Origin of the sequence: Pseudomonas baetica (assembly GCF_019733355.1) — a bacterium.
Lineage (GTDB): Bacteria > Pseudomonadota > Gammaproteobacteria > Pseudomonadales > Pseudomonadaceae > Aquipseudomonas > Aquipseudomonas baetica_A.
This window is the reverse complement of sequence record NZ_JAIHLQ010000010.1, coordinates 110,051-135,783: the sequence shown is the minus strand read 5'-3', so window position 1 is coordinate 135,783 and position 25,733 is coordinate 110,051. Positions and strand designations below refer to the sequence as shown.

Here is a 25,733-nt window from a genome sequence, read left to right as displayed (position 1 = left end):
GGAAATGACCGATCAGCCGCAGATGATCTCGATGATTTCATTGCGTTCATTCACCAGTACGCGGATGCGATCTGGATCAGTGCGCAGGTTGTACATGCCGTCCGGTACCTCAAGGCGATATTTTTTTGCCCCGGCAGCGTTGCATGCGGCCAACAGGTTGTCAGGGGTGGCGGTATCGCCGAGGAAGAAATTGGCGTTGCTGAGGTTGCAGTCGTTGGGCATGAAGCCTCCTTGCGTTCATTTGAGAGAAGGGCGCCTTGCGTCAATCCTGTCGGCACTGGCTGTGTCGTTATGGGCTTTGACGTTGAAAGTTGGCGCCTTCGCGAAGCTTCTCTCAAAGCTCCTGTCCAAGTCCTACCGGTCTCGTCACCTTCTGTGTCAGATCACGCCTTCTGTTCGAAGATCACATAGATCTTGCGGCAGGCTTCCAGCACTTCCCAAGTGCCACTGAAACCCGCCGGAATCACGAAACGGTCGCCCATACGCAGAGTCTTGGCATTGCCGTCGCTGTCACGCAGCACCGAAACGCCCTGCAAGATTTCGCAGTATTCATGCTCTGTGTAATTCACTGTCCACTGGCCTACCGCGCCTTCCCACACGCCAACGTTCATTTGTCCACAAGGGCTGTCGTATTGATTGAACACCGCTTGCTCGGGATCCCCTTTGAGCACTTTGGCTGGGTCCGGGCGATAGCGTTCGGCTTCGCTGGTTGTCAGGCTGATGTCGACGACGTTCTGGATGCTCATTGTTGTTTTCTCCCGTGATGACGGCGCGTTGGCTGGAATGGGCCAAAGTCTATGTTTATTAAATTGAACACCGCAAGGCCGTATAGCGCGCTTATGTCAAATATATTGAAACAAACCCGGCCGCTGGTTTAGGGTGGCGGGTGCCTTGGGCCGAAATGCAGGCTGGCCGGGCAGAATTCCTGAGGACGCTGGCGATGATCGTGCGGCGTTCGTATTGAACAAGAGGAGGACACTTAAATGACCACCCTGACTCGTGCCGACTGGGAACAACGCGCCCGCGACCTGAAGATCGAAGGCCGCGCCTACCTCAATGGCGAATACACCGACGCCGTCTCCGGCGAGACCTTCGAGTGCATCAGCCCGGTCGATGGCCGTCTGCTGGGCAAGATTGCCAGCTGTGACGCCGCCGATGCCCAGCGCGCCGTGGAAAACGCCCGCGCCACTTTCAATTCCGGCGCTTGGTCGCGCCTGGCGCCGACCAAGCGCAAAGCCACCATGATCCGCTTCGCCGGCCTGCTGAAACAGCACGCCGAAGAACTGGCCCTGCTCGAAACCCTCGATATGGGCAAGCCGATCAGTGATTCGCTGTACATCGACGTTCCGGGCGCGGCGCAAGCGCTGAGTTGGAGCGGTGAAGCGATCGACAAGATTTACGACGAAGTCGCGGCGACCCCGCACGATCAACTGGGTCTGGTAACCCGCGAGCCAGTGGGCGTGGTGGGCGCCATCGTGCCGTGGAACTTCCCGCTGATGATGGCCTGTTGGAAGCTCGGCCCGGCGCTGTCGACGGGTAACTCGGTGATCCTCAAACCGTCGGAAAAATCCCCGCTGACCGCCATCCGCATTGCGGCACTGGCTGTTGAGGCCGGTATCCCGAAAGGCGTGCTCAACGTGCTGCCGGGCTACGGCCACACCGTTGGCAAGGCGCTGGCTCTGCACAACGACGTCGATACGCTGGTGTTCACCGGGTCGACCAAGATCGCCAAGCAACTGATGATCTATTCCGGCGAATCGAACATGAAGCGTGTTTGGCTGGAGGCCGGTGGCAAGAGCCCGAATATCGTCTTCGCCGATGCCCCGGATCTGCAAGCCGCCGCCGAATCCGCCGCCAGCGCGATTGCCTTCAACCAGGGCGAAGTCTGCACCGCCGGTTCGCGTCTGTTGGTCGAGCGTTCGATCAAGGACAAATTCCTGCCGATGGTGATTGAGGCGCTCAAAGCCTGGAAGCCAGGCAACCCGCTGGATCCGTCGACGAACGTCGGCGCGCTGGTGGATACCCAGCAGATGAATACTGTGCTGTCGTACATCGAGTCCGGCCATACCGACGGTGCCAAACTGGTCGCGGGTGGCAAGCGCATCCTGCAGGAAACCGGTGGGACCTACGTTGAGCCAACGATTTTCGACGGTGTGAGCAATGCAATGAAGATCGCTCAGGAAGAGATCTTCGGCCCGGTGCTGTCGGTCATCGCGTTCGATACCGCTGAAGAGGCGATCCAGATTGCCAACGACACGCCGTACGGCCTGGCTGCTGCGGTGTGGACGCAGGACATCTCCAAGGCGCACCTGACCGCCAAGGCGTTGCGTGCCGGTAGCGTGTGGGTCAATCAGTACGACGGCGGCGACATGACCGCACCGTTCGGTGGCTTCAAGCAGTCGGGCAACGGCCGCGACAAATCGCTGCACGCGTTCGACAAGTACACCGAGCTGAAGTCGACCTGGATCAAGCTGTAAACCCTTGAGGGAGCCCGGTTGTCCCGGGCTCTCTGACGAAGCGCGGATCCCTGTGGGAGCGGGCTTGCTCGCGAAAGCGGTGTATCAGTCAGCACATCTGCTGAATGTGAAACCGTCTTCGCGAGCAAGCTCGCTCCCACATTGGTTTTGTGGTGAAAACAAGAATATCCACAGGAGCGTGGAACATGCGTTGGGCGACGTATTTCGCCGTGTTGGCGTCTGTCTTGAGCGTCGGTCTGGCCTTGGGGGTCAGCATGCCGCTGGTGTCGTTGCGTCTGGAGGGTTGGGGTTATGGCGCCTTCGCCATCGGCGTGATGGCGGCGATGCCGGCGATTGGCGTGCTGTTGGGGGCGAAGATCTCCAGTCATCTGGCGGCGCGTTTCGGCACGGCCAATCTCATGCGTCTGTGCCTGTGGGCCGGGGCGCTGTCGATCGGTTTGCTGGCGCTGTTGCCGAGCTATCCGATCTGGCTGGTGTTGCGGCTGATGATCGGCGTGATCCTGACCATCGTTTTCATCCTCGGCGAGAGCTGGATCAACCAACTGGTGGTCGAGCAATGGCGCGGGCGGCTGGTGGCGCTGTATGGCAGCAGCTATGCGCTGAGCCAATTGTCTGGCCCCTTGCTGCTGGGAGCGCTCGGCACCGATAACGATTACGGCTTCTGGGTCGGTGTGGTGTTACTGACAATTTCGCCCTTGCTGTTGCTGGGCCGCAGTGGTGCGCCGAGCAGTGAAGCAAGCAGCGTGACGTTCAGTGACCTGTGGCGCTTCGCCCGCGAGCTGCCGGCGATTGCCTGGGCGGTGTCGTTGTTTGCGGCGTTCGAGGCGATGATCCTGACGCTGCTGCCTGTTTATTGCCTGCGCCAAGGCTTCACCGCAGAAATCGCCCTGGCGATGGTCAGTACCGTGGTGGTCGGCGATGCGTTACTGCAATTGCCGATTGGTGCGTTGGCTGATCGTCTATCCCGCAGAACGCTGTTTACCGGGTGCGCCGTCGTGTTGCTGCTGTCGAGTCTGGCGATTCCGTTGCTGATCGATACGCTGTTGATCTGGCCGTTGTGGGTGCTGTTCGGCGCCAGCGCTGGTGGACTGTTCACGCTGTCGCTGATCCTCATCGGTGAGCGTTATCGCGACGATGCGCTGGTGCGTGCCAATGCGCACATCGCGCAACTGTGGGGCGTTGGCTGCCTGGTCGGGCCATTGGCGGCGGGGGCGGGCAGTCAGTGGATCAGCGGCCATGCGCTGCCGTTGTTGATGGCGGCAGGGGCGTTTGGCCTGGTGATTCTGGTGTCGCGCCAAGGCGCGTTTGGCGCGGTGGCCGAGCCTGCCTGAATGCTTGCGGGGGAATACCTCTGGCCGTGGCTACAGCATTCGCTCAAGGCCGACGGTGGTGCTGAACCACGCATTGAACCGTCGCCACCAACTCCCCGGTTCTTTGGTCAGGGTGTGCATCTGGCCGTTGTCCTCGGTCACCCAGACAATCTGCCCGTTCTCAAGCGTTGCCTCGTAACTCAATGCCGGTGCCATGCCTTGCAGGGCCAAATCGCGCACATGCTCGGCCAGTTCAGGGCTGTCCACCAACACCCCGACTTCGGTGTTCCACAGTACTGAGCGCGGGTCGAAGTTGAATGAGCCGATGAACGACTTCTGTCGGTCGAAGATCATTGCCTTGCTGTGCAGGCTGGAGTCCGAGCCGCGAAACGATTTGCTGTAAAAAATATGCGGGCCGCTGCCGCCACCATCACCGGGCTGGCGACGCAACTCGAACAGTTTCACGCCATGCTCCAGCAGCGCTTTGCGATAGGGGGCATAGCCGCCGTGTACGGCCGGCACATCGGTGGCTTCCAGCGAATTGGTCAGCAGTTGCACCGAAACGCCCGCGTCGGCACGTCCGGTCAGGTACACCAGCCCTGGCTGGCCGGGTACGAAGTACGCCGAAACCATGATCAGTTCTTTGCTGACGCCCTTCAGCTCCGGCGCCAGTTGCGTGGTCAGCAGCAATTGCGGATCAGGCTCAGCTTTGGCCAGCACCTTGCTCGGTGCATCCCACAGCGCCTGGTTCCAGGCCCAGATCAGCTCCTTGCGCCAGATGTCCATGCGTGGTTCGGTCTTGAACTTCATCAACTGCTGATACAGCGCGTGATTCTGCTTGCGGGTGTCCTCCAGCGATTCTTCCAGGCGTGTGCGGGTGTTCTGCAGATCCTTGGCTGAGGGTTTGCTGGTTAGAAATGCTTCGATCGGTTTGCTCAGCGCGCTGTTCCAGTACTGATCGAAGCTGTGCCCGAGTTGCTCGGCCACAGGTCCCATGCTGAGCATGTCGATGTCGGTGAAATTCAGGTTTGGCTCGGCATCGAAATACTCGTCGCCCAGATTACGCCCACCCACGATGGCCGCGCTGTTGTCCGCCAGCCACAGCTTGTTGTGCATTCGCCGGTGTTGCAGCGACAGATTGAACAGGCGCCCGGCCGCCCGGGTCACGCCAGTGCTGCGCCCCAGATTCAGCGGGTTGAACAGGCGGATCTGGATCTGCGGATGCGCCGCCAGCGTGGCGATGATCTGGTCCAGGCCGTCGCTGGTGGTGTCGTCGAGCAGGATTCGTACGCGCACGCCACGGTCGGCAGCCTTGAGCAGTTCCTCAACCAGCATCCGCGTACTGATGCCGTCGTGGACGATGTAGTACTGCAAGTCGAGACTGGTTTGCGCGTGGCGGATCAGTTCGGCGCGGGCAGTGAACGCTTCGGTGCTGTTGGACAGCAGGCGGAAGCCGGACTGTCCCTGATGGGGCGCCGCCTGCGTTTGAATTGAACGACCGAATGCAGATTCCTTCGCCGGCAGGGCCTGGCTTGGCGTCCGGGGAACATCGAGCGTGGTGCACCCGCTCAGCAGCAGGGCGACCAGCAGTGCAAGCGCAAGGGCGTGTCTGGAACTCAAGTCAGATCTTTCCGAATGTTGGCGGGGCCTGGAGTATGGCACGGCGGGCGTGACGTGTTATTCGGCGGAGCCGGCGCGCCAACTAGAGCAGCTTGTAGTCTATGACTGTCGGCAGGAGGGAAGTTCTTCAACAGATTGAGGAATTTTCCGGCTCACATCAGCTACGTCTTGTAGCGATTTTTCCGGTGTCGATTGTTACTTCGCCTTACATCACTCCTATACAGCAATCGGAATAATGACGGCGCTGATTCTGATGCAGGATCTTTCCTGTTTTTACTCAGAAAAAGCGCAGATGAATGTCATCTTTCGATTCTTATGGAGTGAGAATTTTCATGCGTAATACCTTTCGTGCAATGGCTGTTGCAAGCGCGCTCTGTCCAGCACTGGTCATGGCTGACTCAACAGATCTGACCATTACCGGGACGATCATCCCGACCTCCTGCACCCCTGCTTTTTCCGGCGGCAACTTGGTAGACCTGGGCAACATCCCTGCCGCATCGCTGAACCGCGATCGTCAGACCGAACTGACCAACCGCAATATCACCTTGAGCGTCAGTTGCTCGGCGTCCGCGCCGATGGCCATCAAGGTGCATGACAACCAGGCCCATACTCAACGGCCGGGCATCGTTGTCGATGGCACCGATTGGAAGATGTACATCTTCGGCATCGGTGAGGTGGACGGCAACAAGATCGGCGGCTATGGCTTGCGATTCGGCAGACCCTCCGTCGATGGCGAGTTGTCGAGTGTGATGTACAAGCAAGGTACAAGCGCCAATTGGAGCGAACCGGAGACTGCCACGCTCCTGGGTAAAAACTATGAGGGCAACCTGCGTTATTCCTGGGGGCGCAGTACGGCCGCAGGCCCTCTGCCCGGAATGGTGCATACCTTCCCCATGACGCTGGTGCCCGTCATAGGCCCGACGTCGAGTCTGCCGATTACCTCTGACATTTCACTCAACGGTTCGGCGACGTTCGAACTGCTCTACCTCTGAGGGCAAGGCACTGCCGCGAACCGCGGTCGGGCAGTGCCGCATAAGTCACAGAACCCCTCGATGGGCTTCGGTGGCGTCCAGGCTTGTCATTTCCAATCAACACAATCGGCTGGCTCGTTGTCCGGCGCTGATGGCGTCTGCGCGCTTGCCTGTGGAGCCTTACATGAACGCCTTTGTGCGCAACACCATCGCCAGCATGTTGCTGGTTTCTTTGTGGGTGCCCGATCCAGTTCGGGCGGCGGGGATGGTTCCCGAAACGCCCGTCGTCGTGCTCGATGAAGGCGTCGGTGAAGCAGGGATCAATGTGCTCAACAGCGAGTCACATCCGGCGCTGCTGCACACCTCCATCGAAGACGTGCCGCAAGACACCGAATCACTGTTATTACTGACGCCGCCGGTGGCGCGCGTCGAACCCGGGACCACGCAGCGTGTGCGGTTCATCCTGCGCAGCGCCGAACCGCTGCAAACCGAGCGCCTCAAGCGTGTGGTGTTCGAGGGCATCGCGCCGCAAGACTCGACCGGCAAAGCCCAGGTAAGCCTGAGCGTGCGGCAGAACATTCCCGTCATCCTGCGCCCGGCCAAATTACCGGTCGACCGCGAACCCTGGAAACATCTGGTCTGGACGCGCCAGGGCAGCGTGGTCCAGGTGCGTAATCCCAGTCCGTATGTCGTGCGTCTTGGCCACGCGGTGAATTTGCTGCCGGGAGAGCAGGTGATCGATCTGGGGCGCACGTACGTGTTGCCCGGTGAGCAACTGACGTTGAGCGGTACCGTCGACCCAGGCCGTCAGCCGACACAAGTCCGATTGTTCCCGGTGACCACTTACGGATTTGCCATCGAGCACGTTGACGCGCCGTTGGTGCTGGACTGATGCACGGGAGGCGCTGGGCTGGCGTTTTGCTGGTCATCACTTGCGTGTGTCCGCTGATGCACCGTCATGCCGTTTCAAGTGACACCCGGGCAGCGCCGGCCGCGGTGCAGTTCAATCAGGATGTGCTCAGGTCTCGCGGGCTGGATCCGCATCTGGCCGAGTATTTCAGCCAGGCACCGCGTTTTCGCGAGGGTGCGCAAACCGTAACGCTGGCGGTCAATGGTGTGCCCAAGGGGCGGTTGCGGGTGACGTTCGATGCAGCAGGCGATCTGTGTTTCGCGCCGCTTTTGCTGGCGCGTGGCGGCATCAGGGCGGATCACGTCGAGTCGGAGCCCGGTTCGGGATGCGAACTGTTTGCCCGACGGTTTCCACAAGCCGTGGTGCAAGCCGATCCTTCTCGGGAACACATCGATCTGCTGATGCCGACCGATACGCTGCTGCCCGATCATCCGGCGCAACGGCGTTTCTTCAACGGCGGTACGGCCGGGCTGTTCAACTACGATGCCTTGCTGCTCGGCAGTCGGTTCGCCGGGCAATCCAGCCAGTACCGCAGCCTCAACAGTGAACTGGGTTTGAACACGGCTGACTGGTCCTTTCGCAGCCGTCAGGCTTACAGCGAATTCGCCGGGCAGGGCAGCCTCGAACACCTGTATGCCTACGCTTCACACACCTCGGAACGCTATCAGGCCAACCTTCAATTGGGGCAATTGAACATGGTCTCGCCGCTGTTTTCCGGTGAGGCATTCAACGGTTTTCAGGTGCAGCCCGAGATGGCACTGATGGAACTGGACGAGGACAGCGCCGGAGCCAGAGTCGAGGGCATTGCCTACTCCGCCGCGAGAATCGAGGTCAACCAGAACGGTGCGCTGATCTATACCACCCTAGTGCCCAGCGGCCCCTTCACCCTGGTGGGTTTGCCACTGCTCAGTCAGAGCGTGGATCTTGAGGTCACGGTGCACGAAGAGGACGGTCAGCAGCGGCGCTTTATTGTCCCGGCGACGCAACGGCGTAGTGCGCTGCCGGGCAGGGTGGCGGGCTATGGACTGGCCGCGGGAAAGGTGCGGCGCTACGCCGGCGACGCGCGTGATGCACCGTCGTTTGCTGCCGCCAGTAAGGACTGGCGCCTGAGCCCGCGCTGGCAGGCCACGGCCGGTGCGATGTTCGGCAACGGCTATCAATCGATGGGTTGGGCGATGCAGGGCGCCGTCGGTGAGCGCCTCGTACTGAGCGGTCGGCAGGTGATGTCGCGGGCCCAGGATCAAGCACTGTCCGGCACCCAGGTGCAGTGGGCGGCGAATGGTTTGTTAGGCGAAAGGCTGTCGGCCAGTCTGGCGCTGACTCAGCAGACCCGGGATTTCCGCACGCTGTCCGACACCGCGTGGAACCCGCGCGATGATCAGCCGTTCCAGCGCGTGCGCAATCAACTGAGTGCGAGCCTCAGTGCGGGCAGTCTGACTCTGGGCGGTTTCTCTGGCAGCTACTCGCGGTTTTCAATGTTCGACGGCACGGCGACCTCACGGGTCGCCGTTGCCTGGTCGCAGATGATTCGTCGGGCCAATGTCTCTTTCACCTTGGAGCGGGATATCGCCGGGGTCGCGGACGATGCCCGAGGTACGGCGGCTTATCTGAGCGTGAGTGTACCGCTGGGATCGCAGCGGACGTTGCGCGGTTACGTGCGCAATGACTCGGTCGGCGGCACGCGCAGCGGCCTGCGATTCAACGAACAAGTCAGCGATACCCTGGCCTACAGCGTCGGCGCCGAGCGGCCGGATAATGGTCAAACGGGTTTCAACGGGCGGGTCAATCTGTTGCCCCGATACAGTCAGCTGGATGCGGGTTACTCGCGCAGCGGTAGCGGTGACGAGAGCTATGACGTCGGCCTGCGCGGCGGTGCGCTGGTGCATGACGCCGGCGTGACGCTGTCGCCTTATCCGCTGCGCGAGACCTTCGCATTGCTCAAGGCGGGCGACAGCGCCGGGGTGCGCCTGATCACCCCGCGGGGCCCGGTCTGGACCGACCGTTCCGGCCATGCCGTGGCAGCCAGCCTGCCGGCCTACAGCAAGGGGCGTGTGGAGATCGACACCGCCAGCCTGGGACACAACGTCGATGTACATAACGCCTATCAGGAGGTCGAGGCTGGACGTGGCGCGGTGCCGCGCCTGGCGTTCGACATGGTCACGGCTCGGCGGGTGCTGTTAGAGGTGCGCACGGTGGATAACGTGTGGGTCGACAAGGGGCTCGGCGTGTTCGACGCACAGGAGCAATACATCACCAGCGTGCTGGGTGCCGGACAGATTTTTCTGTCCGACGTACAGCCTGACCTCGAACTGTATCTGCGCCTTCCGGACGGTCAACGCTGTCGACTGGAGTTCGCCATGAGCGAGGCGCGTGACCCTTATGCGCTGTACGAAACCGCGCAGGCCCTCTGCCGGACTGTCTGAAAAAGGAAAGCACCATGCACGGCATCAAAAACCGAGTAGCAGGGGTTGTATGGCTGTGCCTGTTGACGCACATGGGATGGGCGCAGGCCCGGTCCGATTGCAGCGTCAGACTGGGCCCGGCCGTCGTCGATTTTGGCCGCACGACACGCGGGCAACTGCTGGCGCAGTCACCGCCGGGTGATCCATTGAGTTTCGGATTGCGTCGTGCTCAGGCCAACGTCCAGTGCGAACAACCAGGCCCGTTGCGCTTGACGCTGGTCGCGCCAGCGGCTAATGCCGGGCAATACCGCTTTGGTGCGGGCACGCTCAGCGTGCGGGTGCTAACCGTGCGGGTGGACGGTAAAGCGGTCGACTGGATCAGTGACGGGCAGGCCCCCGCGGCGGATGCGCGCACTCTGCAACCTGGCGCCAGCCTGATACCGGCGGTCGCGGGAATGGGTGTTGAAGGCCGAAGCCTGGAAGTCGAACTGGAACTGGAAGCGCACGCCACCTCGGCAGCCACACGGGTCAGCGACCTGACCCGATTTGAAACCCGGCTGAGTTTTCGTCAGTAAGGTCATGCTGTTAGGTTAAAAAATGAGGGGAAGTGAAGCGTCAGGTGTGGTGAGGGGGCTTGCTCCCGCTTTTACAGAGAACGAGGAGGACTGCTGCGCAGCCCAGTGGGCGCAAGGTCCCTCGCCACAGCCTATGTGTCAGTTGCCTTCCTCGGCGAGCAGCCTGGTGGCCGCCGCGCCGACCTTGCGCACCGCCTCTTCGATCTGCGGTGTCGGTTTGGCAGCGTAGTTCATTCGCAGGCAATTGCGGTACTTGCCCGAGGCGGAAAAAATGCTGCCGACCGCAATCTGCACGTTCTGATCATGCAAGGCTCGATTGAGTTTCAGCGTGTCAAAACCCTCCGGCAATTCGACCCAGAGAATGAAGCTGCCTTGCGGGCGACTGGCGCGAGTACCCGCCGGAAAGTAGCGCGTGACCCAGTCAATCATTACGTCGCGACTGCGCTGGTATTGTGTGCGCATCCTGCGTAAATGCGGTTCGAAGTGGCCTGCTTTGAGAAATTCGGCAATGGCAATCTGTGGTTGCGGCGCGGTGGAGCCAGTGCTGATGTATTTCATGTGCAGCACCCGTTCCAGATAACGACCGGGTGCTACCCAGCCAATACGCAGCCCGGGTGCCAGTGTCTTGGAAAATGAACTGCACAACAGCACGCGGCCGTCTTCGTCGAAGGATTTGATGGTGCGCGGACGTGGGTAGGTGTAGGCCAGTTCGCCATATACATCGTCCTCGATGATCGCCACGTCAAAGCGTTGCGCCAGCGTCAACAACGCACGTTTGCGCGACTCCGGCATGATGTAGCCCAGTGGGTTGTTGCAGTTTGGGGTGATCTGGATGGCTTTGATCGGCCATTGCTCCAGCGCCAGTTCCAGGGCTTGGAGGCTGATGCCGGTGAGCGGGTCGGTGGGGATTTCCAGGGCTTTCATGCCCAGGCCTTTGAGGGTCTGCATGGCGCCGTGAAAGCTCGGCGAATCCACCGCGACGATGTCACCGGGTTCACAGATCGCGCGGATGCTGGTGGACAGCGCTTCGTGACAACCGGTCGTGATGACGAGGTCGCTGGCGTTCAACTGGCAACCCGAGTCGAGCATCAGCCGAGCGATCTGCTCGCGCAGTTCGAGGGTGCCGTGGATGTTGTCGTAATACAGACCGGGCATGCCCTGGCGGCGGCTGATCTGCGCCAGTCCGCGCAGCAGCGGTTTCATGGTCGGCGAGGTGATATCGGGCATCCCGCGTCCGAGTTGCACCACATCCTTGCGCGGCACCGCGCGAATCAATTCCAACACCTGATCCCACTGCGAGATCTCCACCGGGCGCTGCGCCGGACGCCCGACGGCGGGCAGCTCCGGCAACTCGCGACCGACCGGCACGAAATACCCGGACTTGGGCTTCGGTGTGGCCAGGCCGCTGTCCTCGAGCACGCGATAAGCCTGCTGCACCGTGCTGAGACTGACGCCATGTTCTACGCTCAAGGCGCGCACCGACGGCAGGCGATCACCCGGACGGTAGAAGCCTTGTTCGATGCGCGTGCCGAGCAGTTCGGCGAGGTTCACATAAAGCGTCATGGCACTGCCTCGATGCAGATGATTCGATAAACCAGTACAGATGCGGCGTAAATCGACAATTCAGTGGCAGAAACAGCAAATCTGTATGGAGTTAATGCAGATTGTTTGGATCTGTAATGCTTTTGCCGGCCCGCGCATCATGGAATCTCTGGCGACCCAAGTAAACAGGAGCGACAAAAATGAACGGCTTGAGCGATGTGCGGCTGACGTTACACAGTCAGGAACTGGTGGCAGGGCAGGAGGACAGTACGTGGAATGCGGCCATGCGCAACGCGCCATCCGGCCTGAGTCGCTGGGGTCTGATCTGGCATCGTCTGCACACGCGCAAGGTGTTGCTCGGCCTGACGCCGGAGCAACTCAAGGATGTGGGGCTGACCCGCGAGCAGGCGCAGGAGGAAGGGTTGAAGCCGTTCTGGCGGATCTGAAATCTGTATTGTTTTTGCGGGCCTCTTCGCGAGCAATCCCGCTCCCACGGGAAATGCATTCCTGGTGTGGGAGCGGACTTGCTCGCGAAGGCTTATTCAAGGCCTCAACAAAAATATCAGACCAACTCTTTGAGCCGATGCCACAACATCCCCAGCGCCAGCAGCGGCGAACGCAGATGCTTGCCGCCCGGGAAAGTGATGTGCGGCACCTTGGCAAACAGATCAAACCCGCCGCTGTGTTGCCCGCAGATCGCCTCAGCCAGCAGTTTGCCCGCCAGGTGCGTGGCGTTCACCCCGTGGCCGGAGTAGGCCTGGGCGTAATACACATTCGGCTGATCGTTGAGCCGGCCAATCTGCGGCAGACGGTTGGCGCCGATGCCGATCATCCCGCCCCACTGATAATCGATCTTCACCCCGGCCAGTTGTGCAAACACTTGGAGCATCTTCGGCTGCATGTAGGCGGCGATGTCCTTCGGATCGCGCCCCGAGTAATGGCAGGCGCCGCCGAACAGTAGGCGACGATCGGCCGAGAGGCGGTAGTAATCCAGTGCTACCCGCTGATCGCAGACCGCCATGTTCTGCGGCAGCAAGCTGTGCGCCAGCTCCTCAGTCAAAGGCTCGGTAGCGATGATGTAGCTGCCGGCGGGCAAAACTTTGCCGCTCAGTTGTGGGTTGAGATTGTTGAGGTAGGCGTTGCAACCGAGCACCAGCGTTTTCGCGCGTACCGAACCCTGCGCTGTGTGCACCTTCACTTCAGAGCCGTAGTCGATGCGGGTCACCGCCGAATGCTCGAACAGTTGCACCCCCAGTTGCTGCGCCGCTGCCGCTTCACCCAACGCCAGATTCAATGGGTGAAGATGCCCGGAACCCATGTCGATCAGCCCGCCAACGTAGCGTTTGGAACCGACCACGGTGTGCATTTCATTGGCTTGCAGCAAACGGGTTTCGTAGCGATAGCCCAGACCGCGCAGTTCTTCGGCGTCTTGGGCAAAGCCTTCGAGGTCGGCGGGTTTGTTGGCGAGGTCGCAGTAGCCCCAGGTCAGGTCGCACTGGATCTGAAAACGCTCGACGCGCTGGCGGACGATGTCCACCGCTTCCAGGCCCATGAGCTTCATCTGCCGCACGCCGTCGGTGCCGATGACATTGGCAAATTGATCGAGACCGTGGCCGACCCCGCGAATCAACTGCCCGCCGTTACGACCACTGGCGCCCCAGCCAATCCTGTGCGCCTCCAGCAACACCACGCTGAGACCGCGTTCGGCCAGCTCCAGTGCCGTGTTCAGCCCGGAAAACCCGCCGCCCACCACGCACACGTCTGCAATCACTTCGCCTTGCAGTCTTGGGTGATCGGGCTGCGGCAGGCTGCTGGCGGCATAGTAGGAGGCAACGTGGGGTTGGCTCGCGAGGTTTCGGGCGCGGGCATTCATGGGCATCATCCAACGGCTAAGTGTCGAGAAAATTTGACGGAGCATAAGCCGCACGCCCGAAGACGGGCAACACTGGTCGCCCGTTGCTGTCTGGATCACGGCTTTTGCGGCACAATTGCCGCCTATTCTCCGTAGGTCACTGTTTCGATGAGCTGCAACAGCCAGAAAATCCGCACCCTGCGTCAGCAGATCCCCACATTCGAGTGCGTGCCGGGCTGCCATGACTGCTGCGGGCCAGTGACCACTTCACCCGAGGAGATGGCCCGCCTGCCGCGCAAGACCCGTGCCGAGCAGGATGCGGCGATGGAAGAACTGAACTGTGTGCACCTGGGGCCGAATGGCTGCACGGTATATGGCGAGCGGCCGCTGATTTGCCGGTTGTTTGGTACCACCAAAACCTTGCCATGCCCGAATGGTCGGGGCCCGGTCGAGTTGATTCATCCGCGCGCTGAAAAGCAAATCTTCGAGTACATGGCGGCGAATCGGCAGGTGTTGGTTTAACGGGTTCACTGTTGACCGAGTCGCGGCCCTTGCGAGCAAGCCCGCCCGCACATTTGGAATGCATTCCAGCATGGGCATGCTCGCGAAGAGGCCGGTACAGGCACCGTCAAGCTCAGTCAGGAACCGGCAGGCTCAAACTTTCCTTAACCTCTTCCATCACGATATAGCTCTTCGACTCCCGCACATGCGGCAGCTTGAGCAGGATGTCGCCGAGCAACTTGCGATACGAGGCCATCTCGGAAATTCGCGCTTTCACCAGATAATCGAAATCCCCTGATACCAAATGACATTCCAGCACATGGGGCAATTTCAGCACCGCACGTCGGAACTCTTCGAAAGTATCGCCGGATTTGTAGTCGAGGCTGATCTCGACAAATACCAACAGACTACCCTTCAAGTGCTGAGGATTGAGCCGAGCGTTGTAGCTCATGATGATCCCTTCGCGCTCCAGACGTCGAACCCGTTCGGTGCACGGCGTGGTGGAGAGGCCGACTTTTTCCCCGAGTTCGGTAAAGGAAATCCGCCCGTCCGCCTGCAGGATCCGCAAGATGTTGCGGTCGATCTTGTCCAGCTCACGTTTGGTCTGAGTGTTGGTACGCATAGGGGATGCGCCTCCGTGAAAAGGGTTTTTGCCGAGAATTGTCGCCAAATATAGGCGCTTATATAGTGAAAAGCACTGGCATTTATTTTTTACACTGCGCTCATCATTGCTCTAACAACACGTCGGCGGTCAGCCGCGATGAGGGATACAAAAATGCGCGTCATGGTCTTGGGTAGCGGCGTCATCGGTACCGCCAGTGCTTATTATCTGGCCCGTGCCGGGTTTGAAGTGGTGGTGGTCGACCGGCAGCCCGCCGCGGCCATGGAGACCAGTTTCGCCAACGCCGGCCAGGTTTCGCCGGGTTATGCCTCGCCGTGGGCCGCGCCGGGTGTGCCGCTCAAGGCCATCAAATGGCTGCTGCAACGCCACGCACCGCTGGCGATCAAGGCCACCGCCGACATCGACCAATACCTGTGGATGGCGCAAATGCTGCGCAACTGCACCGCCAGCCGATACGCGGTGAACAAAGAGCGCATGGTGCGTCTGTCCGAGTACAGCCGCGATTGCCTCGACGAATTACGCGTTGAAACCGGCATCGCTTACGAAGGCCGAAGCCTCGGCACCACCCAATTGTTCCGCACCCAGGCACAACTCGACGGCGCCGCCAAAGACATCGCCGTGCTGAAAGAATCCGGTGTGCCGTTCGAAGTTCTGGATCGCGCCGGCATCGCCCGGGTCGAGCCAGCGCTGGCTGGCGTTACTGACATCCTCGCCGGCGCGCTGCGCCTGCCGAACGACCAGACCGGCGACTGCCAGATGTTCACCACCCGTCTCGCCGAAATGGCTGTGAAGCTGGGTGTTGAATTCCGTTTCGGCCAAGACATCCAAAAGCTCGACTACGCCGGTGATCGCATCAACGGCGTGTGGATCGACGGCAAGCTGGAAACCGCTGACCGCTATGTCCTGGCCCTCGGCAGCTACTCGCCGCAGTTGCTCAAGCCGTTGGGCATCAAGGCGCCTGTTTACCCGCTCAAGGGTTACTCGCTGACCGTGCCGATCACGAACCCGGCGATGGCCCCCACCTCGACCATTCTCGACGAGACCTACAAGGTCGCGATCACCCGTTTCGACAACCGCATCCGCGTCGGTGGCATGGCCGAGATTGCCGGTTTTGACCTGTCGCTGAACCCGCGTCGACGCGAAACCCTGGAGATGATCGTCAACGACCTTTATCCTCAGGGCGGCAATCTGGCCGAGGCGAGTTTCTGGACCGGCCTGCGTCCGACCACGCCGGACGGCACGCCGATTGTGGGCGCCACACCGTTCAAGAACCTGTTCCTCAACACCGGTCACGGCACGCTCGGTTGGACCATGGCGTGCGGTTCCGGTCGTTTGTTGGCCGACCTGATGGCGAAGAAAAAGCCGCAGATCAGTGCCGAAGGCCTCGATATTTCCCGTTATGGCAGCAAAAACCAGGAGTCGACCCAGCATGTCAATCCATCGCCAGCTCACCAATGAGCGCATGAGTCAGATCGTCAGCCACAACGGCACCGTGTTTTTGGCCGGGCAGGTCGGCGACGACTTCGATGCCGGGATTGAACAGCAGACCCGCGATGTCCTTGCCAACATCGAGCGGTTGCTGGATCTGGCCGGGACTGACAAACAGCATCTGCTGTCGGCGACGATCTACCTGAACGACATTGAGGCGCACTTTGCCGCAATGAACTCAGTGTGGGATCAGTGGCTGCCCAAAGGCGCCGCGCCGGCCCGTGCCACTGTCGAGGCGAAGATGGCCAAGCCGAGCATCCTGGTCGAGATATCCATCGTCGCCGCGCTGCCGTAACCGTTTCAAAGATCCCTCTGCCGGTGCTGTCAGCGGTTCACCCCGTCAGCCAGCGCCGGTTTTTATTCCCATGACCGCCTAGAAGTCTGCCGCCATGCGTCCTGCCCGTGCCCTGATCGACCTTCAAGCCCTGCGTCACAATTACCAAATTGCCCGCGAAGTCACCGGCGCCAAGGCGCTCGCGGTGATCAAGGCCGATGCCTACGGCCACGGCGCGGTACGCTGCGCCCAAGCGCTGGAAGCTGAGGCTGACGGTTTTGCCGTCGCGTGCATCGAAGAGGCTTTGGAACTGCGCGCCGCCGGTATTCGTGCCCCGGTGTTGTTGCTTGAAGGGATTTTCGAGGCCGATGAGCTGGCGCTGATCGTTGAGCACGATTTCTGGTGTGTGGTGCATTCGCTGTGGCAGCTCGAAGCGATCGAGCAGGCCGCGCTGAGCAAACCGATCACTGTGTGGTTGAAGCTCGATTCCGGCATGCACCGTGTCGGTCTGCATCCCAAGGATTACCAGGCGGCCTATCAACGACTGCTCGCCAGCGGCAAAGTGGCGAAGATCGTGCTGATGAGTCACTTCGCCCGTGCCGATGAACTGCACGGGCAGAGCAGCACCGATCAAGTCGCGGTCTTCGAAGCCGCGCGCCTGGGTCTCGCCGCCGAAGTCAGCCTACGCAACTCGCCCGCCGTGCTCGGTTGGCCGCAGATCCACAGCGACTGGGTACGCCCGGGCATCATGCTTTACGGCGCCACACCGTTCGAAGACGCCAACGCCCTGGCCGAGCGCCTGCAACCGGTGATGACTCTCGAATCAAAAGTTATCTGCGTACGCGAATTGCCGGCCGGCGAACCCATTGGCTACGGCGCCAAATTCATCACGGATAAACCGATGCGCATCGGCGTGGTCGCCATGGGTTACGCCGATGGCTACCCGCGTCAGGCACCGACCGGCACGCCTGTGTTGGTGGCCGGCAAACGCAGCCGCCTACTCGGACGGGTATCGATGGACATGCTGTGCATCGACCTGACGGATGTGCCGGAAGCCGAGCTGGGTTCGACTGTCGAGCTGTGGGGCAAAAACATCCTCGCCAGCGAAGTGGCGAAGTGGGCCGACACCATTCCTTACCAGATCTTCTGCAACCTGCGTCGGGTGCCAAGGCTCTATTCCGAGGGTTGAGGCTGCTGGTGGGCCCAAGTGTTGTAAATACTGAACGCTGTCGCCATGATAACGCTCAATATTCTTACAACATCAGGAGGCTCCAGCCTTGGACGTCGGTGAACGACTGCAATCGATCCGCAAGCTCAAAGGGCTTTCCCAGCGTGAACTCGCCAAGCGCGCGGGCGTCACCAACAGCACCATTTCGATGATCGAAAAGAACAGCGTCAGCCCTTCGATCAGTTCGCTGAGGAAGGTTCTGGGCGGCATTCCCATGTCCATGGTCGAGTTCTTCTCCGAAGAAATCCTGCAGGAACAACCGACTCAGATCGTCTACAAGGCCAACGAGCTGATCGACATTTCCGACGGCGCCGTGACCATGAAACTGGTCGGCCGTGCACACCCGAGCCGGGCCATCGCATTCCTCAACGAAATCTACCCACCAGGCGCCGACACCGGCGAAGAGATGCTCACTCACGAGGGTGAGGAAACCGGGATTCTGGTGGAAGGTCGTCTGGAACTGGTGGTGGGCCTCGAAACTTTTATTCTCGAAGCCGGCGACAGCTACTATTTTGAAAGTACCAAGCCGCATCGTTTCCGCAATCCGTTCGACTTGCCCGCGCGACTAATCAGCGCAGCCACGCCGGCGAATTTTTAAACAAAGAGGCGCCAGGCCACTATGGCGAAGGCACCCGAACCGTTTTAGCGATGTGCAACAAGACCCCTTTAACTTTGGGGTTGTTTCAGTGTGGCGGGCTACCCGCTATACTTGCGCCCGCCTGCGAACCGTGGCCGCAGGCGTGAATAGCCACCATTGAGGGTGAACGCGTGAACCTAATTATGAAAATGCTGGCTGCACCAGCAACCGTACTGGCCCTCTGGGCTGTCAGCGCTCAAGCTGCGACGAATGACGACATTGCCAAGCGCCTGGAGCCCGTAGGCCAGGTGTGTGTACAAGGTCAGGAATGCAAAGGGATGGAAGTGGCAGCGACCGCCGGCGGCGGTGGCGGGGCGAAAACCCCGGACGAAGTGATTGCCAAACATTGCAACGCTTGCCACGGCACAGGTCTGCTGGGCGCACCGAAAATCGGTGACACCGCCGCCTGGAAAGAACGCGCCGATCACCAGGGCGGTCTCGACGGCATCCTGGCCAAAGCCATCACTGGCATTAACTCGATGCCGCCGAAAGGCACCTGCGCCGACTGCACGGATGACGAGCTCAAGGGCGCTATCCAGAAGATGTCCGGCCTGAAGTAAGGCGCTCTTTTGATGGAAAAAACCGTCTTCGGACGGTTTTTTTGTGCCTGCGATTCAGACCCTGGGCTGTTCATTGCAGCAAAGTAGCGGCAAGCTCGGTCTACCTCTATTGACGCAAAGGGCGGGAGGCTTCAGATGGTGCAGTTGTGTTCGATCGAACAGGCAGTGGATGACGTGCTCGCACGGTTGCCGGCGCATATCCACATGGGCTTGCCGCTGGGGCTGGGCAAACCCAATCATTTCGTCAACGCGCTGTACCGGCGGCTCAAGGAACTTCCGGAGCGACAACTGACGATCTACACCGCCCTGTGTCTGGGTCGGCCGAGCCTTGGCGACGGGTTGCAGAAACGCTTCATCGAGCCCTTCGTAGAGCGCGTCTTCGGCGATTACCCGGAATTCGATTTCCTCGCTGACCTGCACCGCGACAGCCTGCCCGCCAACATCCGCATCGAACAGTTTTTCATGCAGCCCGGCAGCCTGCTCAATAGTCCCCCGGCCCAGCAGGACTATGTCAGCAGTAATTACAGCCATGCCGCCCGCGACATCAACGCCGCCGGCCTGAACCTGGTCGCGCAGTTGCTCGCCAGCAGCAGTGAGCATCCCGACCGCTTGAGCCTGAGTTGCAACCCGGACATCACCCTCGACCTGTTGCCGATGATCGCCAAGCGTCGCGCGGCGGGAGAGACGATTTTGCTGGTCGGCCAAGTGCATACCGATTTGCCGTACATGCCCGGCGATGCCGAGGTCGATATCGACACCTTCGACTTTTTGATCGACGAGAAGGACAGCACCACATTGTTTTCCACGCCGAACATGCCGGTTGGCTTTCAGGATCATTTCATCGGCCTGCATGCCAGTACGCTGGTGCGTGACGGCGGCACGTTGCAGGTTGGCATTGGTTCTATGGGCGATGCACTGACGGCTGCGTTGCTGGCACGCCAGGCGGATAACGCCGGATATCGGGCATTGCTGGCCGACGTGAATGTCAGCCAGTGGGCGCAATTGATTGAACGCGAGGGCGGCACCGCACCGTTCGCCAAAGGCTTGTACGGATGCAGTGAAATGTTCGTCAACGGCCTGCTGGTCCTGGCGGACGCAGGGATCATCCGGCGCAAGGTCTACCCGGACGTGCACACGCAAGAGCAGGCCAACGCCGGCACCCTCGACGAGTCAGCGCAGCCTGACGGCATCTCGGTGCACGGCGGCTTCTTCCTCGGCCCGCGCAGTTTCTACGAGCGCTTGCGTGAGCTGCCCCAGAGCAAGCGCCTCGAATTCAACATGACCCGCATCAGCTATATCAACGAACTGTACGGGCAGGAAGAACTCAAGCGTCTGCAGCGCCTCGATGCGCGATTCATCAACACGGTGTTCACCATGACCTTGCTCGGCGCGGGTGTGGCCGATCAACTGGAAGACGGACGGGTGCTCAGCGGTGTCGGTGGGCAATACAACTTCGTCGCTCAGGGCCACGCGTTGCACGATGCACGCTCGATTCTGATCCTGCGCAGTTGGCGCGAGTCCGGTGGCGACGTGAGTTCGAACATTGTCTGGGAGTACGGCCACTGCACCATCCCGCGTCATCTGCGCGATATCGTGGTGACCGAGTACGGCATTGCCGATCTGCGCGGCAAGACCGACGCAGCGGTGATCGAGGCGTTGCTCAATATCAGCGATTCGCGCTTCCAGGCGGGGCTGATCGAACAGGCACAGACAGTCGGCAAACTGCCGAAGGATTTCCGTATTGATCCGCGATTTGCCGATAACACACCGCAACGCTTGCAGGCGATTGCCGCGCGACACCCGAACCTGTTTCCGGAGTATCCGTTGGGCTGTGATTTCACGATGATCGAGCGGGATCTGTTGCGGGCGCTGAACTGGTTGAAGAGCAAGTTCAAGCTGACTGAGATTCTGGAACTGGGCAAGGCTGCGCTGGATGCGCCAGACGCTTCAACATTCCCTGAACACCTGGAGCGGATGCAGCTCAAGAATCCGGAAGGGTTAAAGGATGACCTGTTCCAGCGCCTGCTGCTCACGGGCCTCAAAGCCACTGCGAACTAACGGCCTGCTGCAAAACCAACTGTGGGAGCGGGCTTGCTCGCGAAAGCGGTGAATCAGTCAACCAGGATCTCGACTGACACTAAGCATTCGCGAGCAAGCCCGCTCCCACAGGGGGGCGGTGTGGCTTTATTCGATGAAGGTTACGACGCCGTCCTTCAGCGATTTAACGCGAGCCAGCGATTCAACGCGGTAGCCCTGTGAATCCAGCTCGGCGCGGCCGCCCTGGAACGACTTCTCGATCACAATGCCCAGGCCGGCGACGGTGGCGCCAGCCTGCTTGATGATCGAAATCAGCGCCTGGGATGCCTTACCGTTGGCCAAAAAGTCGTCGATGATCAGCACGCGGTCGCTGCTGGTCAGGTGACGCGGGGAGATGGCCACGGTGCTTTCGGTCTTTTTGGTGAACGAATAAACGGTCGCCGACAGCAGGTTTTCGGTCAGGGTCAGGGACTGTTGCTTGCGGGCGAAGATCACCGGCACGCCGAGGTTCAGACCGGTCATGATCGCCGGGGCGATGCCCGACGCTTCGATGGTGACGATCTTGGTGATGCCGGAATCCTTGAACAGCGAGGCGAATTCGTCGCCGATCAGCTTCATCAGGGCCGGGTCGATCTGGTGGTTCAGGAAGGCGTCGACCTTCAGGACCTGGTCGGAAAGCACGATGCCTTGTTCGCGGATTTTCTGGTGCAATGCTTCCATGAAGCTGTCCTCATTTGGCGCTTTGTGCGCCGAAGGTCTAGTAAAAAAAAGTGGTCAATTCTAGCGCTTTAGCATCGCGCGTATATCGGCCAATGCGTTGTTGCCGCGCACGGCTTTGACTTCGGTCGGTGTGTCGTCGTTGCCTTCCCACGCCAGATCGTCCGGTGGCAGCTCATCGAGGAAACGGCTGGGCGCGCAATCGATGATCTCGCCGTACTGCTTGCGCTTGGCGGCGAAGGTGAAGGCCAGGGTCTGACGGGCGCGGGTGATGCCCACGTAGGCCAGACGGCGTTCTTCTTCGATGGTGTCGGCTTCGATGCTGGAGCGGTGCGGGAGGATTTCCTCTTCCATGCCCATGATGAACACGTAGGGGAATTCCAGACCCTTGGACGCATGCAGGGTCATCATCTGCACGCCTTCGGCGCCGTCCTCTTCTTCCTGCTGGCGCTCGAGCATGTCGCGCAGGACCAGTTTGCCGATGGCGTCTTCGACAGTCATTTCGCCTTCTTCGTCCTTCTCAAGGGTGTTTTTCAACGCCTCGATCAGGAACCAGACGTTGCTCATCCGGTAATCGGCAGCCTTGTCACTGGAGCTGTTGGTGCGCAGCCAGTTCTCGTAGTCGATGTCCATGACCATGCTGCGCAGGGCTGAGATCGGATCTTCGCCGGCGCACTGCTCACGGACCTTGTCCATGAAGCGCTTGAAACGCGAGAGGCGATCGGTGAAGCGGCTGTCGAGATGCTCGCCCAGACCGATTTCGTTGGTGGCGGCGTACATCGAGATCTTGCGTTCGGTGGCGTAGTTGCCGAGTTTTTCCAGGGTGGTCGAGCCGATTTCGCGGCGCGGCACGTTGATCACCCGCAGGAAGGCGTTGTCGTCATCCGGGTTCACGATCAGCCGGAAGTAGGCCATCAGGTCTTTTACTTCCTGGCGGCCGAAGAAGCTGTTGCCGCCGCTCAAGCGGTAAGGCACCTGGTGGTGCTGCAACTTCAGTTCGATCAGTTTGGCCTGATAGTTACCGCGATAGAGGATCGCGAAATCGCTGTACGGCCGGTCGGTGCGCAAGTGCAGGCTGAGGATTTCCATGGCCACGCGCTCGGCTTCGGCGTCCTCGTTGCGGCAGCGGATCACACGGATCTCGTCGCCGTGGCCCATCTCACTCCACAGCTGTTTTTCGAATTCGTGCGGGTTGTTCGAGATCAGCACGTTGGCGCAACGCAGAATGCGGCTGGTGGAGCGGTAGTTCTGCTCCAGCATCACCACTTTCAGGGACGGATAGTCGTCCTTGAGCAGCATCAGGTTTTCCGGGCGCGCACCGCGCCAGGCGTAGATCGACTGGTCGTCGTCGCCCACCACGGTGAACTGGTTACGCTTGCCGATGAGCATTTTCACCAGCAGGTACTGGCTGGCGTTGGTGTCCTGGTATTCGTCGACCAGCAGGTAACGCACCTTGTTCTGCCACTTTTCGAGAATGTCGGCGTGCTCTTCGAAGAGCTTCACCGGCAGCAGAATCAGGTCGTCGAAGTCCACCGCGTTGAACGCCTTGAGCGTGCGCTGATAGTGGGTGTAGACGATGGCGGCGGTCTGCTCCTTGGGATTACGTGCGTTCTCCAGCGCCTGGGGCGGCAGGATCAGGTCGTTTTTCCAGGCGCCGATCATGTTCTTGATCTCGTCGACGCCGTCCTCGCCCGCGTATTCCTTTTGCATGATATCGGTCATCAAGGACTTCACGTCGGTCTCGTCGAAAATCGAGAAACCGGGTTTGTAGCCCAGCCGCGCGTGTTCCTTGCGGATGATGTTCAGGCCCAGGTTGTGGAAGGTGCAGACCGTCAGGCCACGCCCCTCGCCGGCCCGCAGTAGGGTGCCGACCCGCTCTTTCATCTCGCGTGCGGCCTTGTTGGTAAAGGTCATGGCGACGATGTACTGGGCGCGGATGCCGCAGTTCTGGATCAGGTGCGCGATTTTGCGCGTGATCACGCTGGTCTTGCCGGAGCCAGCACCGGCGAGCACCAATAGAGGGCCGCCGACGTAGTTCACGGCTTCTTGCTGCCGGGGATTGAGTCGGGACATACGAAAATTCGGGAGTCGTTGACGAAATGGGCCGGCATTTTAACAGGCTCAGAGAATTGTGCTGCTCTGTCCGACTTGTGACGCACCACGCGATTCAAATTTGCCGGTTTTGTTACTTTCACGCAGGATGCGCGGAGATTTTGCGGCTAATGTTCTCATTCGTGACAAAAAATAACGTTCTGATAACCGTTGTCATTTGGTCATTGAACGGCGCAACGGCATAATGCCCCGCCCACATCATTGCAGAGTCTAGGGAGCTAGCTTGTCTACGCCTGTCGAACCCTTGCGTTTGCTGCTACTGGCCGAAGAGCCAGCGTGGACAGCGTTATTGCGTGAGTGTCTGGCTCCGATGGGGAGCGCGGCGGTGCTGATCAGCGCGCCGAGCTGGGAGTCGGTCAGCCGTTTGTTCGAAGACAACCGCCACGCGGTGCTGTTGACCGTTCCCGCGTTGCAACCGCTCCCTGGTCGTTGCAGCCTGCCGACGGTATTGTTGCTGGACCAAGAGCCCGCCACGGCGCCCGTTGGCGTCAGCGACTGGCTGGTGTTCGACGCCCTTGACGCCGGCATGCTGCGTCGTTGCCTGCGCCATGTGCGCGAACGCGGCGTGCTGGAAAACACCCTGCAACGCCTCGCCGAACAGGATCCGCTGACCGGTATCGCCAATCGTCAGGGTTTTCAGACCTTGCTCGCGGCGCGCCTCGCGGAAAACGACGGCCGTGGTCTGGCGCTCGGGCATCTTGATCTCGACAACTTCCGCCACGCCAACGACGCCCTCGGCCATCAGGCCGGCGACCGCTTGATCCTGCAAGTGGTGTCGAGGCTGAAAAGTCAGCTGGAGGCCGGCGATCAGTTGGCGCGGTTGGGCAGCGACGAATTTGCCTTATTGATCGACACCCGTCGGGCCCCGCAACGCGCCGAGTGGATGGCCGAACGCATCACCGAAGCCTTGGCCGAACCTTATTGGGTCGATGGCGAAAGCCTGCTGATCGGCTCCAGCCTTGGTATTGCACATGCCCGAGCCCAGGGCGGCGCCGATCCGCTGATGTGGCACGCGCACATCGCCATGCAGCAAGCCAAGAGTACGCAGGGCTGCACCTTTCATATCTTCAACGAGCGCATCAACCGCAACGCGCGAAGCATGGCTGACCTGGAAAGCGAGTTGCGCCGGGCTTTGCGCCGCGATGAGCTGGAGCTGCATTACCAGCCACGTTTGAATCTTGCAGACGGGCAGATCGTCGGCCTCGAAGCCCTGGTGCGCTGGCGTCATGGCGAGCGTGGTCTGTTGCCGCCCAGCGAATTCGTGCCGCTGGCTGAGCAGAGCGGTTTGATCGTGCCGCTCGGTTACTGGGTGATTTCCCGGGCGCTGCGGGACATGCAGGCGCTGCGCGAGCGCGGACTGCCAGCGCTGCACATGGCGATCAACCTCTCTTTCCGGCAGTTTCAGGACAGTCAGTTGCTGCCGACCCTCAGCCGTTTGATCGCCGAGCGTGGCGTCGAGGCGCAGTGGCTGGAATTCGAACTCACCGAAACGGCCGTCATGCGCCGCAGCGATCTGGTCAAGCAGACCATGGACGCCCTCGGTCGCCTCGGCGTGCGCTTCTCGCTGGATGATTTCGGCACCGGTTTTTCGTCGTTTGTGCACCTCAACAGCCTGCCGATCACCTTGCTGAAGATCGACAAGAGCTTCGTCGGTGGCATGGAACAGCGCGAAGAGAACCGCAAACTGGTGCACGCGATGATCAACCTCGCGCACAACTTGCATCTGGAAGTGGTGGCCGAAGGGGTGGAAACCCCAGAACAGCTGGAGTTGTTGCGCGGCTTTGCTTGCGATCAGGTGCAGGGTTATCTGATCAGCCGGCCGTTGCCGTTGGCGGAGTTGGTTGAGTACCTGACGTTTGGATCCAGCCAACAGCCAGCCCTCGAAATCGTGAGCTGAC

General features: G+C 60.5%; 23 protein-coding genes. 15 read left to right on the top strand and 8 right to left on the bottom strand.

From position 1 onward, the window contains the following. Nucleotides 1-12: 12 nt before the first annotated feature. Nucleotides 13-222 (bottom strand): hypothetical protein, encoded by a 210-nt coding sequence (locus K5E40_RS11830; RefSeq protein WP_221730887.1) that lies wholly within the window; start codon nucleotides 220-222, stop codon nucleotides 13-15. A 161-nt stretch (nucleotides 223-383) separates the two neighbouring features. Then, nucleotides 384-746, bottom strand: coding sequence for a cupin domain-containing protein (locus K5E40_RS11825; protein ID WP_221730886.1), 363 nt, complete (start codon nucleotides 744-746; stop codon nucleotides 384-386). A gap of 237 nt (nucleotides 747-983) precedes the next feature. Here K5E40_RS11825 and K5E40_RS11820 point away from each other — a divergent pair, with 237 nt between their 5' ends. Next, nucleotides 984-2,477 carry an aldehyde dehydrogenase gene (locus K5E40_RS11820; protein WP_221730885.1) on the top strand — a complete coding sequence of 498 codons (1,494 nt, stop codon included), beginning with the start codon at nucleotides 984-986 and terminating at the stop codon, nucleotides 2,475-2,477. A gap of 185 nt (nucleotides 2,478-2,662) precedes the next feature. After that, nucleotides 2,663-3,808: an MFS transporter gene (locus K5E40_RS11815; protein WP_221730884.1), complete on the top strand. Its 1,146-nt coding sequence runs from the start codon at nucleotides 2,663-2,665 to the stop codon at nucleotides 3,806-3,808. 30 nt (nucleotides 3,809-3,838) lie between these two features. Here K5E40_RS11815 and K5E40_RS11810 read toward each other — a convergent pair whose 3' ends face one another. Continuing rightward, the gene (locus K5E40_RS11810; protein ID WP_221730883.1) at nucleotides 3,839-5,407 is read right to left on the bottom strand and encodes a phospholipase D family protein; all 1,569 of its coding nucleotides are present in this window, start codon (nucleotides 5,405-5,407) and stop codon (nucleotides 3,839-3,841) included. Between the two features lie 332 nt (nucleotides 5,408-5,739). Here K5E40_RS11810 and K5E40_RS11805 point away from each other — a divergent pair, with 332 nt between their 5' ends. The 4 genes from K5E40_RS11805 to K5E40_RS11790 all read left to right on the top strand — a co-directional run bounded on the left by K5E40_RS11805 (nucleotide 5,740) and on the right by K5E40_RS11790 (nucleotide 10,265). Then, the gene (locus tag K5E40_RS11805) at nucleotides 5,740-6,399 is read left to right on the top strand and encodes a DUF1120 domain-containing protein (protein WP_221730882.1); all 660 of its coding nucleotides are present in this window, start codon (nucleotides 5,740-5,742) and stop codon (nucleotides 6,397-6,399) included. A gap of 163 nt (nucleotides 6,400-6,562) precedes the next feature. After that, nucleotides 6,563-7,270, top strand: a complete 708-nt coding sequence (locus K5E40_RS11800; protein WP_221730881.1) for a fimbria/pilus chaperone family protein — start codon at nucleotides 6,563-6,565, stop codon at nucleotides 7,268-7,270. Beyond that, nucleotides 7,270-9,711 carry a fimbria/pilus outer membrane usher protein gene (locus K5E40_RS11795; RefSeq protein ID WP_221730880.1) on the top strand — a complete coding sequence of 814 codons (2,442 nt, stop codon included), beginning with the start codon at nucleotides 7,270-7,272 and terminating at the stop codon, nucleotides 9,709-9,711. The genes K5E40_RS11800 and K5E40_RS11795 overlap by 1 nt, the downstream gene beginning before the upstream one ends. Nucleotides 9,712-9,725: 14 nt before the next feature. Then, the gene (locus K5E40_RS11790; protein WP_221730879.1) at nucleotides 9,726-10,265 is read left to right on the top strand and encodes a hypothetical protein; all 540 of its coding nucleotides are present in this window, start codon (nucleotides 9,726-9,728) and stop codon (nucleotides 10,263-10,265) included. Nucleotides 10,266-10,403: 138 nt separating this feature from the next. Here K5E40_RS11790 and K5E40_RS11785 read toward each other — a convergent pair whose 3' ends face one another. Next, nucleotides 10,404-11,828, bottom strand: a complete 1,425-nt coding sequence (locus K5E40_RS11785; protein ID WP_221730878.1) for a PLP-dependent aminotransferase family protein — start codon at nucleotides 11,826-11,828, stop codon at nucleotides 10,404-10,406. Between the two features lie 179 nt (nucleotides 11,829-12,007). Here K5E40_RS11785 and K5E40_RS11780 point away from each other — a divergent pair, with 179 nt between their 5' ends. Continuing rightward, the gene (locus K5E40_RS11780; RefSeq protein WP_221730877.1) at nucleotides 12,008-12,253 is read left to right on the top strand and encodes a DUF1127 domain-containing protein; all 246 of its coding nucleotides are present in this window, start codon (nucleotides 12,008-12,010) and stop codon (nucleotides 12,251-12,253) included. A 116-nt stretch (nucleotides 12,254-12,369) separates the two neighbouring features. On the opposite strand, the gene K5E40_RS11775 is transcribed toward K5E40_RS11780, so the two are convergent. After that, nucleotides 12,370-13,680, bottom strand: coding sequence for an FAD-binding oxidoreductase (locus K5E40_RS11775; RefSeq protein WP_221730876.1), 1,311 nt, complete (start codon nucleotides 13,678-13,680; stop codon nucleotides 12,370-12,372). Nucleotides 13,681-13,827: 147 nt separating this feature from the next. Here K5E40_RS11775 and K5E40_RS11770 point away from each other — a divergent pair, with 147 nt between their 5' ends. Then, nucleotides 13,828-14,181 (top strand): YkgJ family cysteine cluster protein, encoded by a 354-nt coding sequence (locus tag K5E40_RS11770; RefSeq protein WP_221730875.1) that lies wholly within the window; start codon nucleotides 13,828-13,830, stop codon nucleotides 14,179-14,181. Nucleotides 14,182-14,293: 112 nt separating this feature from the next. On the opposite strand, the gene K5E40_RS11765 is transcribed toward K5E40_RS11770, so the two are convergent. Beyond that, nucleotides 14,294-14,782, bottom strand: coding sequence for an Lrp/AsnC ligand binding domain-containing protein (locus K5E40_RS11765; RefSeq protein ID WP_221730874.1), 489 nt, complete (start codon nucleotides 14,780-14,782; stop codon nucleotides 14,294-14,296). 153 nt (nucleotides 14,783-14,935) lie between these two features. Here K5E40_RS11765 and dadA point away from each other — a divergent pair, with 153 nt between their 5' ends. From dadA to K5E40_RS11735, 6 genes are all read left to right on the top strand, one after another. After that, nucleotides 14,936-16,240 carry a D-amino acid dehydrogenase gene (dadA, locus tag K5E40_RS11760; RefSeq protein ID WP_221730873.1) on the top strand — a complete coding sequence of 435 codons (1,305 nt, stop codon included), beginning with the start codon at nucleotides 14,936-14,938 and terminating at the stop codon, nucleotides 16,238-16,240. Next, entirely contained in the window at nucleotides 16,212-16,565 is a 354-nt protein-coding gene (locus K5E40_RS11755; RefSeq protein WP_221730872.1) for a RidA family protein, read from the top strand. Before dadA ends, K5E40_RS11755 begins: the two co-directional genes overlap by 29 nt. Nucleotides 16,566-16,659: 94 nt before the next feature. Next, on the top strand, nucleotides 16,660-17,733 hold the full coding sequence (gene alr, locus K5E40_RS11750; protein ID WP_221730871.1) for an alanine racemase: 1,074 nt from the start codon (nucleotides 16,660-16,662) through the stop codon (nucleotides 17,731-17,733). Between the two features lie 88 nt (nucleotides 17,734-17,821). Then, the gene (locus K5E40_RS11745; RefSeq protein WP_221730870.1) at nucleotides 17,822-18,370 is read left to right on the top strand and encodes a cupin domain-containing protein; all 549 of its coding nucleotides are present in this window, start codon (nucleotides 17,822-17,824) and stop codon (nucleotides 18,368-18,370) included. Nucleotides 18,371-18,552: 182 nt separating this feature from the next. After that, on the top strand, nucleotides 18,553-18,969 hold the full coding sequence (locus K5E40_RS11740) for a cytochrome c5 family protein (protein ID WP_221730929.1): 417 nt from the start codon (nucleotides 18,553-18,555) through the stop codon (nucleotides 18,967-18,969). 135 nt (nucleotides 18,970-19,104) lie between these two features. Further along, entirely contained in the window at nucleotides 19,105-21,027 is a 1,923-nt protein-coding gene (locus tag K5E40_RS11735) for an acetyl-CoA hydrolase/transferase C-terminal domain-containing protein (RefSeq protein ID WP_221730869.1), read from the top strand. A gap of 126 nt (nucleotides 21,028-21,153) precedes the next feature. On the opposite strand, the gene K5E40_RS11730 is transcribed toward K5E40_RS11735, so the two are convergent. Further along, a complete protein-coding gene (locus K5E40_RS11730) occupies nucleotides 21,154-21,726 on the bottom strand; it encodes a xanthine phosphoribosyltransferase (protein WP_007920398.1) in 573 nt (190 codons plus the stop codon). Between the two features lie 60 nt (nucleotides 21,727-21,786). After that, nucleotides 21,787-23,796, bottom strand: a complete 2,010-nt coding sequence (gene rep, locus K5E40_RS11725) for a DNA helicase Rep (RefSeq protein WP_221730868.1) — start codon at nucleotides 23,794-23,796, stop codon at nucleotides 21,787-21,789. Nucleotides 23,797-24,058: 262 nt separating this feature from the next. On the opposite strand from rep, the gene K5E40_RS11720 reads away from it, so the two are divergent. Further along, nucleotides 24,059-25,732: a bifunctional diguanylate cyclase/phosphodiesterase gene (locus tag K5E40_RS11720; RefSeq protein ID WP_221730867.1), complete on the top strand. Its 1,674-nt coding sequence runs from the start codon at nucleotides 24,059-24,061 to the stop codon at nucleotides 25,730-25,732. Nucleotide 25,733 lies beyond the last annotated feature (1 nt).

What these genes read in the sequence shown, in the direction of transcription:
- K5E40_RS11790 (WP_221730879.1), top strand. Translation starts at nt 9,726, where the DNA reads ATGCACGGCATCAAAAACCGAGTAGCAGGGGTTGTATGGCTGTGCCTG.
- K5E40_RS11770 (WP_221730875.1), top strand. Translation starts at nt 13,828, where the DNA reads ATGAGCTGCAACAGCCAGAAAATCCGCACCCTGCGTCAGCAGATCCCC.
- K5E40_RS11830 (WP_221730887.1), bottom strand. Translation starts at nt 222, where the DNA reads ATGCCCAACGACTGCAACCTCAGCAACGCCAATTTCTTCCTCGGCGAT.
- K5E40_RS11795 (WP_221730880.1), top strand. Translation starts at nt 7,270, where the DNA reads ATGCACGGGAGGCGCTGGGCTGGCGTTTTGCTGGTCATCACTTGCGTG.
- K5E40_RS11765 (WP_221730874.1), bottom strand. Translation starts at nt 14,782, where the DNA reads ATGCGTACCAACACTCAGACCAAACGTGAGCTGGACAAGATCGACCGC.
- K5E40_RS11730 (WP_007920398.1), bottom strand. Translation starts at nt 21,726, where the DNA reads ATGGAAGCATTGCACCAGAAAATCCGCGAACAAGGCATCGTGCTTTCC.
- K5E40_RS11800 (WP_221730881.1), top strand. Translation starts at nt 6,563, where the DNA reads ATGAACGCCTTTGTGCGCAACACCATCGCCAGCATGTTGCTGGTTTCT.
- K5E40_RS11805 (WP_221730882.1), top strand. Translation starts at nt 5,740, where the DNA reads ATGCGTAATACCTTTCGTGCAATGGCTGTTGCAAGCGCGCTCTGTCCA.
- K5E40_RS11740 (WP_221730929.1), top strand. Translation starts at nt 18,553, where the DNA reads ATGAAAATGCTGGCTGCACCAGCAACCGTACTGGCCCTCTGGGCTGTC.
- K5E40_RS11825 (WP_221730886.1), bottom strand. Translation starts at nt 746, where the DNA reads ATGAGCATCCAGAACGTCGTCGACATCAGCCTGACAACCAGCGAAGCC.
- rep (WP_221730868.1), bottom strand. Translation starts at nt 23,796, where the DNA reads ATGTCCCGACTCAATCCCCGGCAGCAAGAAGCCGTGAACTACGTCGGC.
- dadA (WP_221730873.1), top strand. Translation starts at nt 14,936, where the DNA reads ATGCGCGTCATGGTCTTGGGTAGCGGCGTCATCGGTACCGCCAGTGCT.
- K5E40_RS11775 (WP_221730876.1), bottom strand. Translation starts at nt 13,680, where the DNA reads ATGAATGCCCGCGCCCGAAACCTCGCGAGCCAACCCCACGTTGCCTCC.
- K5E40_RS11820 (WP_221730885.1), top strand. Translation starts at nt 984, where the DNA reads ATGACCACCCTGACTCGTGCCGACTGGGAACAACGCGCCCGCGACCTG.
- alr (WP_221730871.1), top strand. Translation starts at nt 16,660, where the DNA reads ATGCGTCCTGCCCGTGCCCTGATCGACCTTCAAGCCCTGCGTCACAAT.
- K5E40_RS11785 (WP_221730878.1), bottom strand. Translation starts at nt 11,828, where the DNA reads ATGACGCTTTATGTGAACCTCGCCGAACTGCTCGGCACGCGCATCGAA.
- K5E40_RS11755 (WP_221730872.1), top strand. Translation starts at nt 16,212, where the DNA reads ATGTCAATCCATCGCCAGCTCACCAATGAGCGCATGAGTCAGATCGTC.
- K5E40_RS11815 (WP_221730884.1), top strand. Translation starts at nt 2,663, where the DNA reads ATGCGTTGGGCGACGTATTTCGCCGTGTTGGCGTCTGTCTTGAGCGTC.
- K5E40_RS11735 (WP_221730869.1), top strand. Translation starts at nt 19,105, where the DNA reads ATGGTGCAGTTGTGTTCGATCGAACAGGCAGTGGATGACGTGCTCGCA.
- K5E40_RS11780 (WP_221730877.1), top strand. Translation starts at nt 12,008, where the DNA reads ATGAACGGCTTGAGCGATGTGCGGCTGACGTTACACAGTCAGGAACTG.